General features: G+C 39.4%; 19 protein-coding genes. 10 read left to right on the plus strand and 9 right to left on the minus strand.

Going from position 1 to position 18,630, the window contains the following annotated elements:
- Nucleotide 1: 1 nt before the first annotated feature.
- Together serC and ABJN95_RS11680 are read right to left on the minus strand one after the other, a co-directional pair.
- A complete protein-coding gene (gene serC, locus ABJN95_RS11675; protein ID WP_348370579.1) occupies nt 2-1,066 on the minus strand; it encodes a 3-phosphoserine/phosphohydroxythreonine transaminase in 1,065 nt (354 codons plus the stop codon).
- Nucleotides 1,067-1,153: 87 nt separating this feature from the next.
- Nucleotides 1,154-2,203, minus strand: coding sequence for an acyl-CoA reductase (locus tag ABJN95_RS11680; protein ID WP_348370580.1), 1,050 nt, complete (start codon nt 2,201-2,203; stop codon nt 1,154-1,156).
- Between the two features lie 122 nt (nt 2,204-2,325).
- On the opposite strand from ABJN95_RS11680, the gene ABJN95_RS11685 reads away from it, so the two are divergent.
- Nucleotides 2,326-2,679, plus strand: coding sequence for a 4Fe-4S dicluster domain-containing protein (locus ABJN95_RS11685; protein ID WP_348370581.1), 354 nt, complete (start codon nt 2,326-2,328; stop codon nt 2,677-2,679).
- A 141-nt stretch (nt 2,680-2,820) separates the two neighbouring features.
- Here ABJN95_RS11685 and speB read toward each other — a convergent pair whose 3' ends face one another.
- Nucleotides 2,821-3,606 carry an agmatinase gene (speB, locus tag ABJN95_RS11690; RefSeq protein ID WP_348370582.1) on the minus strand — a complete coding sequence of 262 codons (786 nt, stop codon included), beginning with the start codon at nt 3,604-3,606 and terminating at the stop codon, nt 2,821-2,823.
- A gap of 132 nt (nt 3,607-3,738) precedes the next feature.
- On the opposite strand from speB, the gene ychF reads away from it, so the two are divergent.
- The 5 genes from ychF to ABJN95_RS11715 all read left to right on the plus strand — a co-directional run bounded on the left by ychF (nt 3,739) and on the right by ABJN95_RS11715 (nt 11,275).
- The gene (gene ychF, locus ABJN95_RS11695; RefSeq protein WP_348370583.1) at nt 3,739-4,833 is read left to right on the plus strand and encodes a redox-regulated ATPase YchF; all 1,095 of its coding nucleotides are present in this window, start codon (nt 3,739-3,741) and stop codon (nt 4,831-4,833) included.
- Nucleotides 4,834-5,056: 223 nt separating this feature from the next.
- Entirely contained in the window at nt 5,057-6,916 is a 1,860-nt protein-coding gene (locus ABJN95_RS11700; RefSeq protein WP_348370584.1) for a DNA topoisomerase IV subunit B, read from the plus strand.
- Nucleotides 6,917-6,967: 51 nt separating this feature from the next.
- Nucleotides 6,968-9,769 (plus strand): DNA gyrase/topoisomerase IV subunit A, encoded by a 2,802-nt coding sequence (locus tag ABJN95_RS11705; protein ID WP_348370585.1) that lies wholly within the window; start codon nt 6,968-6,970, stop codon nt 9,767-9,769.
- 4 nt (nt 9,770-9,773) lie between these two features.
- Entirely contained in the window at nt 9,774-10,205 is a 432-nt protein-coding gene (gene mscL / locus ABJN95_RS11710; RefSeq protein WP_348370586.1) for a large conductance mechanosensitive channel protein MscL, read from the plus strand.
- A gap of 107 nt (nt 10,206-10,312) precedes the next feature.
- Nucleotides 10,313-11,275, plus strand: a complete 963-nt coding sequence (locus tag ABJN95_RS11715) for a sterol desaturase family protein (RefSeq protein WP_348370587.1) — start codon at nt 10,313-10,315, stop codon at nt 11,273-11,275.
- Here the strand turns inward: ABJN95_RS11715 and ABJN95_RS11720 are convergent.
- From ABJN95_RS11720 to ABJN95_RS11730, 3 genes are read right to left on the minus strand one after another with little or no spacing between them, the layout of a single operon-like run.
- Nucleotides 11,272-11,655, minus strand: coding sequence for a hypothetical protein (locus tag ABJN95_RS11720; protein ID WP_348370588.1), 384 nt, complete (start codon nt 11,653-11,655; stop codon nt 11,272-11,274). The genes ABJN95_RS11715 and ABJN95_RS11720 overlap by 4 nt on opposite strands.
- Nucleotides 11,656-11,688: 33 nt before the next feature.
- On the minus strand, nt 11,689-12,498 hold the full coding sequence (locus tag ABJN95_RS11725; RefSeq protein WP_348370589.1) for a TerC family protein: 810 nt from the start codon (nt 12,496-12,498) through the stop codon (nt 11,689-11,691).
- Between the two features lie 19 nt (nt 12,499-12,517).
- Nucleotides 12,518-12,880 carry a hypothetical protein gene (locus ABJN95_RS11730; protein WP_348370590.1) on the minus strand — a complete coding sequence of 121 codons (363 nt, stop codon included), beginning with the start codon at nt 12,878-12,880 and terminating at the stop codon, nt 12,518-12,520.
- Nucleotides 12,881-13,005: 125 nt separating this feature from the next.
- Between ABJN95_RS11730 and ABJN95_RS11735 the strand changes: the two genes are divergently transcribed.
- From ABJN95_RS11735 to ABJN95_RS11745, 3 genes are all read left to right on the plus strand, one after another.
- A complete protein-coding gene (locus ABJN95_RS11735) occupies nt 13,006-14,109 on the plus strand; it encodes a M14 metallopeptidase family protein (RefSeq protein ID WP_348370591.1) in 1,104 nt (367 codons plus the stop codon).
- Nucleotides 14,110-14,220: 111 nt separating this feature from the next.
- Nucleotides 14,221-14,700: a winged helix-turn-helix transcriptional regulator gene (locus tag ABJN95_RS11740; protein WP_348370592.1), complete on the plus strand. Its 480-nt coding sequence runs from the start codon at nt 14,221-14,223 to the stop codon at nt 14,698-14,700.
- Nucleotides 14,701-14,835: 135 nt separating this feature from the next.
- Nucleotides 14,836-15,354 (plus strand): DinB family protein, encoded by a 519-nt coding sequence (locus tag ABJN95_RS11745; RefSeq protein WP_348370593.1) that lies wholly within the window; start codon nt 14,836-14,838, stop codon nt 15,352-15,354.
- A 2-nt stretch (nt 15,355-15,356) separates the two neighbouring features.
- Here the strand turns inward: ABJN95_RS11745 and ABJN95_RS11750 are convergent, their stop codons facing one another.
- Nucleotides 15,357-15,692: a hypothetical protein gene (locus ABJN95_RS11750; RefSeq protein WP_348370594.1), complete on the minus strand. Its 336-nt coding sequence runs from the start codon at nt 15,690-15,692 to the stop codon at nt 15,357-15,359.
- A 147-nt stretch (nt 15,693-15,839) separates the two neighbouring features.
- A complete protein-coding gene (gene aroB, locus ABJN95_RS11755; protein WP_348370595.1) occupies nt 15,840-16,898 on the minus strand; it encodes a 3-dehydroquinate synthase in 1,059 nt (352 codons plus the stop codon).
- A gap of 142 nt (nt 16,899-17,040) precedes the next feature.
- Here aroB and ABJN95_RS11760 point away from each other — a divergent pair, with 142 nt between their 5' ends.
- A complete protein-coding gene (locus ABJN95_RS11760) occupies nt 17,041-18,207 on the plus strand; it encodes a proline dehydrogenase family protein (protein ID WP_348370596.1) in 1,167 nt (388 codons plus the stop codon).
- Between the two features lie 46 nt (nt 18,208-18,253).
- On the opposite strand, the gene ABJN95_RS11765 is transcribed toward ABJN95_RS11760, so the two are convergent.
- Entirely contained in the window at nt 18,254-18,628 is a 375-nt protein-coding gene (locus ABJN95_RS11765) for a DUF4258 domain-containing protein (protein WP_348370597.1), read from the minus strand.
- Nucleotides 18,629-18,630: the final 2 nt, after the last annotated feature.

The raw sequence follows: 18,630 nt of genomic DNA on the forward strand, positions 1-18,630 counted from the left end.
TTTATGCTTTTCTTTCCATTTCACTCATTACATCTACCAAAACACCAACGCTTTCCAACGATAAGGCATTGTACATTGAGGCTCTGTAACCGCCAACCGAGCGGTGACCGTTCAGGCCGTTTATGCCAGCTTGCTTCAGCATTTCGTCAAATGTGTCTTTCAATTTCTCATCGGTAATGTTAAAAGTTGCATTCATGTGCGAACGGTCTTCCTTATTGGCATAACCTTCAAAAACTGGACTCAAATCAATTTCAGAATACAACAGTCTAGATTTTTTTTCATTGATTTCTTCAATGGCTGCTATACCACCCATATTTTTTAACCATTGCATGGTTAACATAGATACATATACCGGAAATACCGCGGGTGTATTGAACATACTATCTTTACCAATATGTACCTGATAATCAAGCATGGAAGGAATTTGACGTGCAACCTTGCCTAAAATAGCTTCTTTTACCACAACAAGAGTCGTTCCAGCTGGACCCATATTTTTCTGAGCTCCGGCATAAATCAAATCGAATTGACTGAAGTCCAATTGTCTCGAAAAGATATCGGAACTCATATCGCAAACCAGCGGAGCATCTGTAGTTGGAAATTTCTTTATCTGGGTACCGAAAATCGTATTGTTCGAAGTCAGGTGTAAATAATCTAAACCTGAAGGAACCGTATATCCTTTAGGGATATACTTGAAGTTTTCATCCTTGGAAGACCCAACTTCAATAATTTCTCCAAAAAGCTTCGCTTCCTTGATTGACTTGTCACTCCAAGTACCGGTATTTAAATATCCCGCTTTGGTTTCTAATAAGTTATAGGCGACCATCAAGAATTCCATGCTGGCACCCCCTTGTAAAAACAATGCTTTATAACCTTTTCCTTCAAGGCCTAAAAGCTCTAAGGCCAAAGATCGGGCGGTTTCCATAACCTCAACAAAGTCTTTACTGCGGTGCGAAATCTCAACCAAGGATAATCCCAAACCATTGAAATCCATTACAGATTCAGATGCTTTCAATAATACTTCTTGAGGTAAGATACAGGGTCCTGCGCTAAAATTGTGTTTCTTCATGCTTGTTCTGAATTAGGTCAATTCTGGTTATAATTTAAGGCCCTAAAGGTCATAAAATTATAGGAAAACATCCCTATACAATTGCTATTAAATCTGTGATGTTTTTAACAGGAAGTCAACAGTGTCAACACTATCGGCATAATCGTTCAATTGCGGTCTTTGAGTCGTGCCAAAAGACACCTCATGCTCCGTTAAATTGTTTGCAACTACACATTGTATTTTGTCCTCATCCTTCTTCAACTTTTTCTGAAGCCCTTCAATTGTACTATAGGTCTCGTAAAAAACAGAAGCGATAGGGGAGGCGTAGCTTTCATCTTCCTTGAGCATAAGGAATCCGTTTTCCAAAATGCTGAATTCACTCATCAAATACACTGCCTTGTTATAGTCGTAATTGTTGGCATATTTTGCCTGTTGTATGATCGGATTGTAGTCATAAATTGCTTTAAAGAAGGCATCAAAATCATACCCTTCAGGAACAAAGAGCTTCGATACGTTTCTGCACCCTAGCCCGTAATAACGAAAAATATCTTCACCTAGAGCGGCCAATTCTTCAGGAGATTCATTGCCAGTCAACACCGCTACAGAATTTCTATTTCTACGAATGATATTCGGTTTCTTTGAGAAGTATTGTTCAAAATATCGGGCGGTATTGTTGCTACCTGTAGCTATTACGGCATCAAAATGCTCAAGCTTTTCTTCAGTAAAAGATATTCTTTCTATTAGTAGAGGTTCAACGGCCATTAGGTATTGTGCTATGGTAGGAAGTAAAATTTTGTCATTACTAGAAAGTTTGGCTAAAACGTTATTTCCGGTAAGTAAAACGGATAGAAAATCATGAAATCCGACCAGAGGGATATTGCCAGCCATAATAATGGCCACTGTTTTAGGGTGGTTACTTTCTAAATTATAGCTAGAAAGCCAGTTGTAAAGCTTTTCATCTGTAAGGAGTTCGCCCCATCCTTCTAAAGCGTAATGAATATTTTCTTTGGTAAACCAACCGTTATGGTGCTTGGCTAAAGTGATAGCTTCGGTAAACGCAGTATGCCATTCACCATCTTCACTGTTCGCATTGCAGAAATCACGGAGAAATTGCCCAAGTTTAACAAAAGCTTCTAAAATTGATTTATGTAGCGTCATTATATTTGCTGAAAATTAGACTAGGGTTTACCTTTGTGCAAAAATACGGCTATTGAATTGATTTAAGCGCGTGCAATAAGTACATGATGAAATGAGTTCTAGATTAAATTGAAAAAGAGATTATGGCAATTATAATAACGGATGAATGTATCAATTGTGGGGCTTGTGAGCCTGAGTGCCCGAATACCGCAATTTATGAAGGGGCTGATGAATGGCGTTATAGCGATGGCACGTCTTTGAAAGGCGATGTTGTTTTGCCTGACGGAAAGGCTGTCAACGCCGATGCAGTTCAAGAGCCTATTAGCGATGAAATCTATTATATTTCTCCTGATAAGTGTACCGAGTGTATGGGCTTTCATGAAGAACCACAATGTGCAGCAGTTTGCCCGGTAGATTGCTGTGTACCCGATGAAGATCGCGTAGAATCAGAGGATGTACTTTTAGGGAAGCAAGCCTTTATGCACCCAGATGGCTAGAGAGTGCAAAGTGTAAGCGCAAACTCAAGTTCAAAAATCAAAGGCAATATACACTTACTTTAGTTAGGGTTTCTCACTGAATAGTTCTTGTGTAGTACTGCAGTCTAATACTTACTGTATCAGACACCACTTCGTTAGCACCTATTTTTGCAACATCTTTGCTGCAATTTCCTTGAGCAACTTTGCACTTAGCATTGCGGTCATGTCTTGAATATCTCTTGTTGGATTATACTCTACAATATCAGCTCCAAGAATAGGGACCTTGATATGTTGAATAATGCCTAAAACTTCTCTGGTACTTAGGCCTCCCGGTTCGTGATGCGAAACCCCAGGAGCAAAAGCGGGGTCTAGTGCGTCAATATCCAAGGACAAATAAATTGGATTTGTAAACTCTGGAAGTTGATTAAGGTCAAAATCTTTCATTTGTATGATTTCTACGCCAAATTTATCTGCCTGTTCTGCTTGGTGCTTTGAAAGGGTACGAATTCCAATTTGAACCAAACGCTTTGCCAATTTGTTTTCCAATATACGAGCGAAGGGGCAAGCATGAGAATAGATGTCTCCTTCAAAAATAGAATACAAATCGGCATGGGCATCAATATGCAATATATCGAAGGCTCCGTATTTTTCATAATGTGCTTTGACAAGTGGATAGCTTATAGAATGGTCTCCACCCAAGGTAATGAGCGGTGATTTAGAGGCTAAATTCTTGGAGGTAATCTTTTGGATATCAAAATAGGCTTTGATTTCAAAATCTCCTTTATCATCGAACACCTCCGGAAGAATCTCCATTCCATTTTCGGCAAAATAGTTGACGGAAGCACTGTGGTATGCTTTTCGAATAAGGGGAGGAGCCAAAGCCGGTCCTCTTAAATAGGATGATTTTTCGTCAAATAAGATTCCCTGAAGCGCAATTTTTTTGGTCATGGTAAATTTGCTAGAATTTTTTAAAGGTAGTTACTTCAATACAATTTCTTCCTCATTTTTCTATTACAGATCAGACCGTAAAGGCTATCTTTGCAGCCGAAATAAAAAGTCTAGCATCTAACGTATAGAAAAATGAAAGCAGGTATTGTAGGATTACCCAATGTTGGAAAATCCACTCTTTTTAATTGTTTGTCAAATGCAAAAGCGCAAAGTGCTAACTTTCCGTTCTGTACCATTGAACCCAATATTGGGGTGGTAAATGTGCCTGACAGCAGGCTACAGAAACTTGAAGAACTAGTACATCCTGAACGCGTACTGCCGGCCACTGTTGAAATAGTTGATATCGCAGGTTTGGTAAAAGGAGCGAGTAAGGGCGAGGGACTAGGTAATCAATTCCTGGGCAATATTCGTGAAACCGACGCTATACTTCATGTGTTACGATGCTTCGATAATGATAATATTGTTCATGTTGATGGTTCGGTTGATCCCATTAGAGATAAAGAAACCATTGATATGGAGCTGCAGTTGAAAGATCTGGAGACGGTAGAAAAGAAACTCGATAAGGTCAAGCGTGCTGCCAAGACAGGAAACAAGGAAGCTCAAAAAGAAGAAGCTATTCTTTTAACCTTAAAAAACGGTTTGGAGGCTGGAACCTCAGTTAGAGCAATTGACATTGCGAAAGAAGATCGGATTGAATACGTTAATCCCCTTCAATTCATAACCGATAAGCCCGTAATGTACGTCTGCAATGTTGATGAAGATGCTGCTGTTTCAGGAAACGATTATGTGGAGAACGTAAAAGCGGCTGTAGCTCAAGAAAATGCCGAAGTTGTTGTGTTAGCAGTAGGTACCGAAGCCGATATCACCGAACTGGAAACCTATGAGGAACGCCAAATGTTCTTGGAAGACTTGGGCCTATCGGAACCGGGTTCGGCAAAGCTGATTCGGGGTGCTTATAAATTATTGAATTTAGAAACCTATTTCACTGCAGGAGAAAAGGAAGTCAGGGCATGGACTATCCCTATTGGTGCCACGGCTCCTCAAGCTGCTGGTGTTATTCATACCGACTTTGAAAAAGGCTTTATCCGCGCCGAAGTTATCGCTTACGATGACTACGTTTCTTTCGGAAGCGAAGTTAAGGTGAAAGAAGCAGGTAAGATGCGCGTTGAGGGTAAGGAATATGTAGTAAAAGATGGTGATGTGATGCATTTTCGTTTCAACGTCTAAACGCTCAAGAGTGTAATTTGCACTCACAATTACCGAATACCAAAGAGATGTATACCGTGAATTTTGCCATTTGCTATTTGAAACTTCTGATTTGAATACGCTGAATGCAATGCGGAACTATCAACAAAGTGCCATATTCTTTGTTAATTACTTTACTTGACAGGGGTTTCATTTTTTTTGAAGTAGTCTTATATTAGCCACACTTTCGTTTAAACCCCTATTTATGGCTAAAAACACCCAATATACCGAAGATAACATCCGTTCGTTAGACTGGAAAGAGCACATTCGTATGCGCCCTGGAATGTATATTGGCAAACTCGGAGATGGCTCTTCTGCCGATGATGGGGTTTATATTTTACTCAAGGAAGTACTCGACAACTGTATTGATGAATTCGTTATGGGTGCCGGTAAGACAATTGAAATCCGAATTAAGGACGGTTTAGTCAAAGTTCGTGATTATGGTCGTGGTATTCCGCTAGGAAAGGTGGTTGATGTAGTCTCCAAAATGAACACAGGGGGTAAATATGATTCTCGCGCCTTTAAAAAATCTGTGGGACTAAATGGAGTTGGTACAAAAGCCGTTAACGCGCTTTCTAGTTTCTTTGAGGTGCAATCTGCTCGAGAAAACAAAATCAAAACTGCCGAGTTTAGCCAAGGTAATTTGGTTTCAGAAGAAGGTCCGGTTGAATCTTCTCAGCGCAAGGGTACCAAAGTAACTTTCCGTCCTGATGAGGCGATTTTTAAGAAGTATAAATACCGCAACGAGTATGTGATTCGAATGCTCAAGAACTATGTGTATTTGAATCCAGGATTGACCATTGACTTCAACGGTGAAAAGTACCATTCTGAAAACGGATTAAAAGATTTACTAGAAGATAATAACAATACAGCTGATTTTCTGTATCCGGTAATTCATCTGAAAGGTGACGATATTGAAATTGCACTTACACATAGTAAAACCCAGTACAGCGAAGAATATCACTCTTTTGTAAACGGTCAAAACACTACGCAAGGTGGTACGCACCAAACGGCTTTTAGAGAAGCTTTGGTAAAGACCATTCGTGAGTATTATGGAAAGAACTACGACCCATCTGATATTCGTAAGTCAATTATTTCCGCTATTTCCATTAAGGTAATGGAGCCCGTTTTTGAAAGTCAAACCAAAACCAAATTGGGTTCTACTGATATGGGTGGCGGACTTCCCACGGTGCGTACGTATATCAATGATTTTGTTGGGAAATATTTAGATAACTACCTCCACAAAAATCAAGAAGTGGCGGAGTCTATCCAAAGAAAAATTTTACAAGCTGAACGCGAACGCAAGGAACTATCAGGAATTCGAAAACTTGCAAAAGATAGAGCGAAAAAAGCGAGTCTGCATAACAAGAAATTGCGTGATTGTCGAATCCATTTGGGAGACAGCAAGAATGACCGAAGTCTAGAAACTACGCTTTTTATTACGGAGGGAGATTCTGCTTCCGGCTCGATTACGAAGTCGCGTGACGTAAATACGCAAGCTGTTTTTAGTCTAAAGGGCAAACCGTTGAATTCTTACGGAATGACAAAAAAGATAGTCTATGAGAATGAGGAATTCAATCTTTTGCAGGCGGCCCTGAACATTGAAGATTCGCTGGAAGATTTAAGGTACAACAATATCGTAATTGCTACCGATGCTGATGTTGATGGTATGCACATTCGATTGTTGTTGATAACCTTCTTTTTACAATTCTTTCCAGAATTAATTAAGGAGAATCACCTATACATTTTGCAAACCCCATTATTCAGAGTGCGAAATAAGAAGGAAACCATTTACTGCTACAGTGAAGAAGAGCGAAGAAATGCGATTCACAAGCTAACGGGAAAACCGGAGATTACCCGATTTAAAGGTTTGGGCGAAATCTCTCCTGATGAGTTCGTACACTTTATCGGTGACGACATTCGTCTTGAGCCTGTTATGCTTGACAAGGCTATGTCTATAGAAGAATTGCTAAGTTTCTATATGGGCAAAAACACTCCAGACCGCCAAAAATTTATCATTGAAAATCTCAAAGTAGAGATTGATTTAGTTGAAGAAAACCAATAACCAATCCGCCTAAATGCGGACAGAAAAGACCAAAATACGTAGTTATCCTTTATGGAAGAGAATGAAGAAGAAGATTTGAACCTACCCGCCGATGGGGATGGCCTACCCGCTGATGAAGGAGATACATCCAATGATGACAAAAATGTTCCATCAGACGAGTTGAACCAACTTTCTGTAGAAGATACCACAGAAGAAGACCAGGAAGAAGATGCCCTCACCAAGGTTACGGGCATGTATAAAGATTGGTTTTTAGATTACGCATCCTACGTGATCTTGGAACGTGCGGTACCCGCTATTGAAGATGGATTCAAACCCGTACAGCGCCGTATCATGCACGCGCTCAAAGAGCTTGATGATGGGCGTTACAATAAAGTGGCCAATGTTGTTGGGCATACCATGCAGTATCACCCGCACGGCGATGCAAGCATTGCAGATGCGATGGTGCAAATAGGGCAAAAAGATTTGCTCATCGATACCCAAGGAAACTGGGGTAACATTCTTACCGGTGATAGGGCGGCAGCCTCTAGGTATATTGAAGCACGACTTTCCAAGTTTGCCTTGGATGTCGTTTTTAGTCCTAAAATAACAGAGTGGCAACAGTCTTATGATGGTAGAAAGAAAGAGCCGGTAAATCTTCCAGTAATGTTTCCATTGCTGTTGGCACAGGGAGCAGAGGGTATTGCTGTAGGACTCTCTACCAAAGTGCTTCCCCACAACTTCAATGAACTCATCGATGCCTCGATAAAGCATTTGCAAGGAAAGCGATTTAAGTTGTTTCCTGATTTTCCAACTTCTGGTATTATTGATGTTACGAATTATAATGATGGCATGCGAGGGGGTAAGATCCGTGTTCGGGCTAAAATCGCTCCGCTAAATAAAAATACATTGGTAATCAGTGAGATACCATACGGAACTAATACAACTTCTTTAAAAGAATCTATCTTAAAAGCGAATGATAAAGGAAAGATTAAGGTCAAAAAAATAGAGGATAACACTGCTGCAGAAGTTGAAATTTTGATTCACCTTCCTTCGGGAATATCTCCTGATAAAACCATTGATGCCCTGTATGCATTTACCAATTGTGAATCTTCGATTTCGCCTTTAGGATGTATCATTGAAGACAACAAGCCCTTGTTTATAGGAGTAACAGAAATGCTCAAACGTTCTACCGATGCTACCGTAGAGCTGTTACGACAAGAGCTTGAAATTCAATTGGGCGAATTAGAAGCCCAATGGCATGCGGCTTCCCTTGAAAGAATCTTTATTGAGAACCGTATCTATCGAGATATTGAGGAAGAAGAAACTTGGGAAGGGGTAATCAAAGCCATTGACAAAGGCTTGAAACCGCATGTCAAACACTTAAAGAAGCCAGTCACGGAAGAAGATATTCTACGTTTGACTGAAATCAAAATCAAGAAAATATCCAAGTTCGATTTAGATAAGGCACAACAGCACCTCGATAACCTCGAAGAGAAAATAGCAGAGGTAAAAGATAACTTGGCCAATATCATCAATTTTGCGATTGACTACTTCAAACGCTTGAAAAGCACCTACGGGAAAGGGAAAGAGCGTAAATCTGAAATCCGGATTTTTGATGATATCGAAGCCACCAAAGTGGTTATTCGAAACACCAAGCTTTATGTGAATAGAGAAGAAGGTTTTGTAGGTACATCGCTCCGCAGAGACGAATATGTAACTGATTGTGCAGACATTGATGATGTTATTGTCTTTACGAAAGATGGAAATATGATGGTTACCAAAGTTGATTCTAAAACCTTTGTTGCCAAGAATATTATATATGTCGCGGTCTTTAAGAAGAAGGATAAACGTACTACCTATAATATGATTTATAAAGACGGTAGAGGCGGGCCTAGCTATATCAAACGTTTTAATGTAACAAGTATCACTCGTGATAAGCTCTATCCTTTAGGTACGGGAAAGGCAAGTACCGATGTGCTGTATTTTTCTGCTAATCCCAATGGTGAAGCTGAAGTGATTACGGTACTCTTAAGGCAAGTGGGAAGCATTAAAAAGCTGAAATGGGATTTAGACTTTTCAGATGTCTTGATCAAAGGGAGAGGATCTAAAGGAAATTTAGTTACCAAGTATGCCGTTAAACGTATAGAGTTAAAGGAAAAAGGGCTATCTACTCTTAAACCTCGTAAACTTTGGTTTGATGATACGATTCAACGATTGAACATTGACGAACGCGGCGATTACTTAGGAGAATTTACCAGTGAGGATCGTTTACTTATTATCGACCAAAAAGGAGTTATCAAAACTGTGATTCCCGAATTGACGCTGCGCTTCGCAGACGATATGATTGTACTTGAAAAATGGGAGCCTGAAAAGCCTTTATCTGCCATATACTGGGAGGGAGACAAAGAACTATTTTATGTAAAACGCTTTTTGATTGACAATTCCGATAAGGTTGAATCGATTATAAGTGAGCATCCAAAATCATATTTGGAAAAAGTATTTACCGACTATCGCCCTAGGGCCGAAGTGGTTTTTGCCAAAAAACGTGGAAAAGATCGCCAAGACAATTTGGAGGTCGACCTAGAACAATTTATTTCTGTTAAGGGCATCTCTGCGATGGGCAATCAACTGACAAAAGAAAAAGTCTTGGAGATTAATGCGTTAGAGCCTCTTCCGTATGAGAAACCAGAGCCAATAAAGGCATCGGAGATTGAAGTTGTTGATGAAGAGAATGTAAGTGAAGCGAATGAGAACCCGGTGACTACTCCTGAAGATACAACCACGGCTTCAAAACCAGAGCAATCAGCAAAAAAAGAAAAGCCATCTGATACTGCCGATGATCCCGATGGTGAAGGTCAAACCACCTTGTTCTAGCCACATGAGAAATTTTTTTACGGAGTTTAAGAATTTTGCGATTAAGGGTAATATGGTCGATATGGCCATTGGAATTATCATTGGTGCATCATTTAATGCGGTGGTAAACACCTTGGTGAAGAAAATAATTATGCCACCCCTATCATTATTGACAGGGGGAATTAATCTCGATGAGCACAAGTATGTCTTAAGAGCTTCATCAGAAGGATTTGAAGAAGTAGCCATTGGATATGGTGACCTTTTTAACGTTTTAATAGATTTCACGATTGTCGCATTTACCATCTTTATAGTTGTTAAAGGGATGAACCGATTTCGCAACCAGGCAGAAGACGTCACCAACGAAAAAGTAGTAACCCCAAAAGATATTGAACTGCTTTCGAAAATCGAGAAGCTACTTGAAGAACAGAATAGGTTGTTACGAAAGGAAAAGAACTAATTTTGTTCAACGTTTAGTTATGGTCTATACTAGTATAGTGCAAAACACTCAACATCTTGTGCATTGGAATTGATATTACCTATCTTTAGCGAAATTTAAAATACCGAATGGATTTAACGAACCCCCTCATTTACGGAGTACCCGCATTTATAGCCTTTATTTTACTGGAGATTACCTATAGTCATACACATGGCGATGAAGATCTGTATGTTTGGAAAGATTTGCTGGCAAGTGGCGCCATGGGTGTTGGTTCGGCAATTTTAGGTCCTTTGGTAAAAGTGACCGTTCTTATTGTGGTTTTCAATTTTACCTACGAACTTTTCAATCCGGTTGACGCGATTACTGGCGACCGTATGAATATAATGGGGTATAAGTCTTTTGGCTATGAATGGTATATTTTTCTGTTATGCCAATTGGCAGACGACTTTACGTATTATTGGTTCCACCGGGCCAATCACGAAATACGAGTGCTTTGGGCGGCCCACATAGTGCACCACTCTTCCGACCACTTTAATTTGGGGACAGCCATTCGTAATGGTTGGTTCACTCTGTTATATAAACCTTTCTTTTACATGTGGATGCCTGCTATTGGATTTCCAGTAGAGGTAGTTATTTTTGCACTGGCCATAGAATCCTTTTGGCAATTTCAGTTGCACTCCAAATACGTGCCTAAGATGGGGTGGATTGAAAAAATCTTCAATACACACACCATGCACCAGGTGCATCATTCGCAAAACGTTGAATACTTAGATAAGAACCATGGTGGTTTTTTGAATTTTTTTGATAAGATATTCGGCACATGGAAAGAATTAGATGATGATGTAGATGTGAAGTTCGGGGTAATTCATGCACCCGAGTCTTATAACCCCATGGTCATCTTAACCCACGAGTATAAGGATATCTGGAACGATTTAAAAAAATCTCCCAAATGGTCTCATAAGTTCATGTATATCTTTGGTCCTCCAGGTTGGAGTCATGATGGTAGTACGATGACCGTGAAGCAGCAGCAACGCTTGTTTAAGCAGCAACAGGCAGAGAACCCTGAGGTGGTTTTTAGTCGGCCGAACTAGGTCTTTTTTCTTAGCACTATCCAAAGGAGTATTGCCAGGGCTAAAGTCAGCAGTGCAAACAGTTTTTCAAAGTTAGTCTCGGCCAATAAATTTCCGATTGTATTTAAAACAAAAAGGAAAAGAAAGCCCCATAAGATTGTGTTTACCAACTTTATCGATACTACTGCACGGGTATATCTACCTTTTATTAATAGTATCCAGCCTAATACGATATTGAGCAGTAGCGATAGGGATTCAAAAACATACATTTCAGCATCAGTTTTCAACCGTCCGCCCCAGGTGATGTCATAGGGAATAAGCTGTACAATAATACAAAGGTGAAAAAGTACGGTCACCAGAAGTATACCCAAGATTATAGTAATTGCTTTTCTTGAGTTCATATGAAATGTTATGGTAATTGATTGTAGTGCTAGTTAGGACTCCACCTCTTCCTGAATACCTTTATTTCTGCTCATACGCATGTTAAAGAATTCTACCATCAGTGAGAAGGCAATAGCGAAATAGAGATATCCTTTGGGAACAGTACCTACCTCTTGCCCGAACACAATAAGATGTCCGATATGGGCAGCTTCGGCAACAAGCATAAATCCAATTAAGATTAAAAAGGAAAGCCCGAGTATTTGAATAGAGGGATGTTTGTTCACAAACTCGCCTACAGGGTTGGCAAACAACATCATAATAATTACTGAAATCACCACAGCCACAATCATCAAAATCAAGGCGTCATTTGGGTTGGGTGAAATACCGTTGGTCATACCTATGGCGGTCAAAATTGAATCAAAGGAAAATACAATGTTAATAACAGTAATTTGAACAATCGCCTTGGTCAAAGTATCTCCTCTAGATTTAGTCACCTCACGTTCATCATGCCCTCGATCTTCGACCTTTTCGTGAATCTCGCGTGTACTTTTATAAAGCAAAAACAGTCCACCCGCAAAGAGAATAAGTGCCTGCCAGCTGACACCACCTGAAATCCAATCAGTATCAAAAACCCAAAACGGCTTGCTGGCAGCGGTAAGCCAAGTAATACCGAATAATAAAACAATACGCATTACCATGGCGAGCACTAGCCCAATATTGGTCGCTTTTTTTCGCTGACCTGGTTCGAGTTTGCCAGCTGCGATGGAGATGAAAATTATATTGTCGATTCCTAAAACAATCTCTAAAAAAGTAAGTGTCAGAAGTGCGATCCAAGCATCAGGACTAGCGAAAATTTCAAACATGGCAGTATTGGTGTTAGTGTTATTTAGTTCTTACAGCGGTTCCTTTTAACTTTTTTGATTCCCCAACAAGGCTGTATTCAAATGTATAAGAATTATCTGTTGTAGACAATATCTTCATATGTACAGATGCTTTTGACTTTAGATCTTGTAAAACAAACTCGCATTCGTTTAGCCATTTCACGGTAGCACTGTCTATCTTATTGTCATAATACTCGATGCTATATTGCTCATCTCTAGTAAATTTCCCAACCTTTTCTTCTCCGTTTACTACATAATCAAAACTGAAAGTTCCTGTTTTGTAATCTTGACAGTTGCGTTCTGGCTGCTGGTAACAAGAGAGCGTCAAAATCGCAATAAACAGTGTATAAAGTTCTTTTCTCATTTGAAGCACAAAGTACTAAATTAAGCTTTAGATGCCATGCGAATAGTCAGATTCTTGTTGTGCATTCCGCCTTAATTTATACATGGGTACTGTTTTTTATTTTGTGGGTATCTTTGCAGCTTCGTATGCTTATAGACCACAGTACATATTTAAAATTTAAGGAGAGCGCTATTCAGGGCAGATATGTTGTCAACGCCCAGATTATTAATTTCTTAACCACTTTAAGACCTGAATTTACAGTTGAAACCATAGGTGCTTCTGTTGAGGGGCGACCTATAAAAAGTGTTACCGTTGGCACGGGAAATCAGAAAGTTTTGATGTGGTCGCAGATGCATGGGAATGAGTCAACAACTACCAAAGCAGTATTGGATCTACTCAGATTTTTAGAATCAAAAGATGCTATAGCAACTGCACTCTTACGTAATAATACGATAAAGATTATTCCAATCTTGAATCCTGATGGAGCAGAAGCCTATACAAGATTCAACGCTAATGCTGTTGATTTAAACCGAGATGCGCAGACGCGAACTCAGCCAGAAAGTAAGGTTCTTAGAGATGTCTATGAAGATTTTCAGCCAAGCTTTTGTTTCAACCTGCACGATCAACGCACCATGTATAATGTTGGGGATACGTCAAAACCAGCAACCGTTTCTTTTCTGGCACCATCACACGATAAGGCACGTTCTATTTCAGATACCCGTAGGCTGAGTATGCAATTGATTGCCGCAATGAATACCGAACTTCAGAAAGTAATACCAGGACAAATGGGGCGTTACGACGATGCATTCAATGCGAATTGCATTGGAGATACGTTTCAAATGTTGAAAACCCCAACAGTCTTGTTCGAAGCAGGGCACTTTCAAGAGGATTATGAGCGTGAAAGAACCAGAGAATATATCGCTTATGCTCTGATAAAAGCGCTGCATTGTATTGGTGAAGATGAAACCAAATCCTATTCAGAAAAAAGCTATTTTGAAATTCCCGAGAACAATAAACTTTTCTTTGATATACTAATACGAAATGCACAGATGATAAATCCATCCTTTACAAAAGATGTTGGTATTGTATTCTCAGAAGTTTTAAAAGATGGAAAGATTACTTTCCAAGCCAAAATCGAAAAAACGGGACGCCTTGACGAGTACTTTGGTCATCGCACCTATGACGGTAGGGTAAAAGGCGATTTAACTTCACTTAAAGGGCAAAATTTTTGGGAATTGCTAAAGCAATAAAATTGAATAATTTTTCAGAATATTAATAATTCATTACATTTTTGTTAAAAAATACATGGTTTTGTTGAATTTTATTTCTTAATTTTTTATTTTTGCCCAAAAATATACTCTATGGCCAAAGTTAAACTAGACGAAATTGACCACCAGATTCTAGATATGTTGATTGACAATACTAGAACTCCATTCACTGATATAGCAAAGAAACTATTAATCTCAGCAGGTACCGTTCATGTGCGTGTAAAGAAGATGGAAGAAGCTGGCATTATTAAGGGCTCTTCCTTAACACTTGATTATGTAAAGTTGGGCTACGCCTTTATCGCCTATGTCGGAATCTTTCTTGAAAAAACGCACCAGACAAAATTTGTGTTAGAACGTTTAGAGCAAATTCCTAATGTCACGGTGGCCCATATTACGACAGGTAAGTTCAATATTTTCTGTAAAATTCGTGCTATGGATACGAATCATGCAAAAAATATTATTTTCATGATAGACGATATTGACGGTATCAGCAGAACGGAAACCATGATTTCACTTGAGGAGAGTATCAACGATAAAAAACGCTTGATGCATAAAATTTTTAATGACCTGTAGGTCTTGAAAAATAATATAACGAGAATCCCATGCTTTATCGCATGGGATTTTTATTTTTATATACGCAATGCACCATGACTATGTTGCTAATGATTGCAATTGCATTTGCGCGCACAACAAAATGTACATAAGCCTATGAAACCATCAGAATTAAAAGAAGGAGATTATAATGAGTACTTCAAAACGTATATTGATAAATTAGCGAACACCTCAGAGTTGCTACCGACCTTGATAAAACAGTTGCAGAACTTCCCCAATTTCATGACTAGCATTCCTCAAGAAAAGTTGCAATATGCCTATGCTCCAGAAAAATGGACCATTTTAGAAGCGCTACAACATATTATCGATACCGAAAGAATTTTCCAATACCGAGCGTTTCGTATCTCGCGAAATGACAAAACCCCTTTACAAGGGTTTGATCAAGATGCTTTTGTTCCTGAATCGGGTGCAAACGCCAAAAGCATTGCCGAAATGGTTGAGGAATACAAGACAGTACGTGCCTCCACCATAAGCTTGTTTGCATCTCTTGACGATAGTATTTTGAAGCGAGTTGGTACGGCTAGTAATTCTCCAATGAGTGTTGGAGCTATTGGCTTTATAATCTGCGGGCATCAAAGGCATCACAGAGATATTATTCGAGAACGGTATTTATAACCCTAGTCGATTTCTTGATCCTCCTCGGTTTCCTGTTCTGAATTGAAATCCATATCGGCTTCTTGGGCGTCGACTTCCTCTAAGATAGGTTCGGATTTAGACTCCAACTCTTTTTCGATAGTATCCTCGAAATTTGAAATAAAGCGCGCTAGACTTTGACTTATTTTGACAAGGTACAAAGTGTCATCAGTTCTGATTTCAACAGCTTCGATAATTTCACCATGTGCGTTTTTGAATGTAATGATGTCATCATCGCCATAGCCGTAAGGGTAGGTTTCGATTAACAAAGCTGCCAAGTCGTGGTCTAACTTTTTATAATCTACAAGTTTACGTATCATAGTCGTAGGTTTTGGTTTTTGGTTAATAAGACGATCACAAACCATTTTGGAAAACAGATCGGATCGTTTTACCCTACCTAAACTATGTTTTTTTTTCTATGGATTTTTGAAAGAGTTGTCAAATGGGTTTTTTAGTATACGTACTTACTATTCTTTGTAGTATGCAAAAGCTTCGGCGTACAAATTATCAGGAATTTGTTCGTCAATCGTTGGAAGACCTATTTTGTTTAGCAATACAAAATTAATATTGCCATGGGAATTCTTTTTGTCAAATTTTAGAAGACCTAATATGATCTTTATATCTTCAGATGAAAAGTCTACTTTATTATAACGCCTTAAAAACGTCGTCTTAATATCGATCAATTCTAGCTCTGAAAGTCCTGATAATTTATGTGATAGATATGCTTCCAAGATCATGCCAATAGCAATAGCTTCTCCATGCAATAAGGTCTCATGGTTTTCACTCTCGAGAAAATAAGATTCGACCGCATGGCCAAGGGTATGACCGAAGTTCAAAATTTTCCGAAGGTTTTTTTCCGTTGGATCTTGTAAGACCACCTTATTTTTTATTACCACAGAATCATAGATCAAATCATCAATGGCATCAAAACTCGAAATTAGTTTCAATACCTCCCAGTAGTTCTTTTTTTGAATGAGGCCGTGCTTGAGCATCTCGGCAAAGCCACTTTGCAGCTGACGTTCCGCTAAGGTTTTAAGAAATGACGGAATAATCAAAACCATTTCAGGTTGATTGATTACCCCAATCTGATTTTTTAATGGCCCCAGGTCAACTCCGGTTTTGCCGCCGACAGATGCGTCGACCATAGCAAGTAGGGTAGTAGGTACATTAATAAAGGCTATTCCTCTTTTGAAACAAGAAGCTACAAACCCACCCAAATCGGTAACAACACCCCCTCCTAAGTTGATCAGTAAACTTTTGCGATCGGCCTCTAATTCCGATAAGGCTTCCCATACTCCGGTACAAGTGTCTATGGTTTTATTTTCCTCGCCAGACACGATTTCTATAATCTCATAATTAGCCACGGCAACTTGTGACATGAAAGTCGGAAGGCAACTTGCATGGGTGTTTTCATCGACCAAGACAAATATCTTGGAATAGGAGGATTCTGCTAGGTGTTCATTTAATTGCAGGTAAGCTATTTCATTAAAATGTACTGCGTAAGTAGCGGTTACAATTGATTCCACAAATAGTAATTTAAATTTTTCCCGCCCTTTGTATTCGGTTCCTATAATCTGACGGGAATCTCTTTCGCAAAATAAACCTAATTTTTTTTCAAAAGAATACAAATGTGGTTTTTATCTTTGGTGACCAATGTAATCGTAAGAAATGGATCGACTTTTTGAGGATACTTCAACCGCTTTTGCACTTAAAACAGATTCGGAACTAGAAAGAGCATACTTCCTATTTAAAATGATTGCCAATGAACCTTTGGTGCGCATAGGTACGGCGATGACCAATTTTGCTATTAAAGCGCACCTTCCCGTTGAAGGCCTCATTCGCGCAACGGTTTTTGATCACTTTTGTGGTGGCGTTAGCGAAGAAGATTGCTTGCCCGTTGTAGATAAAATGTATGAAAAGGGAGTCTGTTCTGTTTTGGATTACTCCGTGGAAGGACAGGAAGGTGACGACCCCTTTGATAGCGCTTTGGAAACGATATTGAAAATTCTTGATTTTGTAAAGGAGAAAGATGCGATTCCCTTTGCGGTATTCAAACCTACCGGTTTTGGCAGATTTGCATTATATCAAAAAATTGGGGATGGCAAAGCATTAACAGCGGCGGAGACACAAGAATGGCAAAGGGTAATTGGCAGGTTTGACAAGGCGTGTAAAAAGGCCTATGACTTAGATGTTTCGTTACTGATCGATGGAGAAGAAAGCTGGATGCAAGACGCGGCTGACCAGGTTGTAGAAGATCTGATGCGGAAGTACAATAAGAACAAAGCAATAGTTTTCAACACCTTGCAGATGTATCGTTGGGACAGAATGGATTACCTAAAGCAACTGCACCAAAAAGCGATCGCTGACGGATTCAAAATTGGTATGAAAGTAGTTCGCGGTGCTTATATGGAGAAAGAAAATGATAGGGCAGAGGAGCAGGGTTATGCATCACCAATTTGTGCATCGAAAAAAGCTACCGATGAGAATTTTGACACTGCTGTTGCATACATGCTCGAAAATTTAGACACGATCTCACTTTTTGCAGGTACTCATAATGAGTATAGTTCGTACCGTCTGATGGAAATGATGAAAAATGCCTCGATTGCCAACGGAGACGCAAGGGTTTGGTTCGGACAGCTCTTTGGAATGAGCGATCATATTTCATTTAATCTGGCAAAAGAAGGATATAATGTTGCCAAGTATTTGCCATTTGGCCCCGTACGCGACGTGATGCCATATCTCATCAGGAGGGCTGAGGAAAACACCTCCGTTGCCGGACAGACTACTAGAGAACTAGGCTTGTTAAAAAAGGAAAAGAAAAGACGTAAGATCTAGGTAGTAAGTGGTCGATATTCTTAAGTCATTTGGTGCTTGCAATTATTTATTGCAAACCAATTATCGTTACTTTATTCGGACAGTTTCTGACTTCCATGGTGACTTCCTTCAACGCTAGCTCCCCTTCAATAAAGTAGGTTTTGCACGGTTTTGATTTGGTATCACTGCTACTAAAGTCAATATCTCCTTCTGTTAAAAAATAGGTAACAGCCAGACTGTCTAATTCTTGGTTTTCCAGCATTTCAGAAATACGATCGGCATATTCGATGGGCTTCGAACGCATGTCTTTTAGCACTCGACAATTTGGCAGGTAACAGAAAGATACTCCGGTTTCGTCGGCTTTCTTTTTTAGAAAAAAAGTTAGAAATACGATTCCGATAGAAAGGCCAACCATAAAATAGCCCAAACGCTTTATGAACATGA

The sequence above is a fragment of the Maribacter sp. genome (genome assembly GCF_039974175.1).
Classification (GTDB): domain Bacteria; phylum Bacteroidota; class Bacteroidia; order Flavobacteriales; family Flavobacteriaceae; genus Maribacter_C.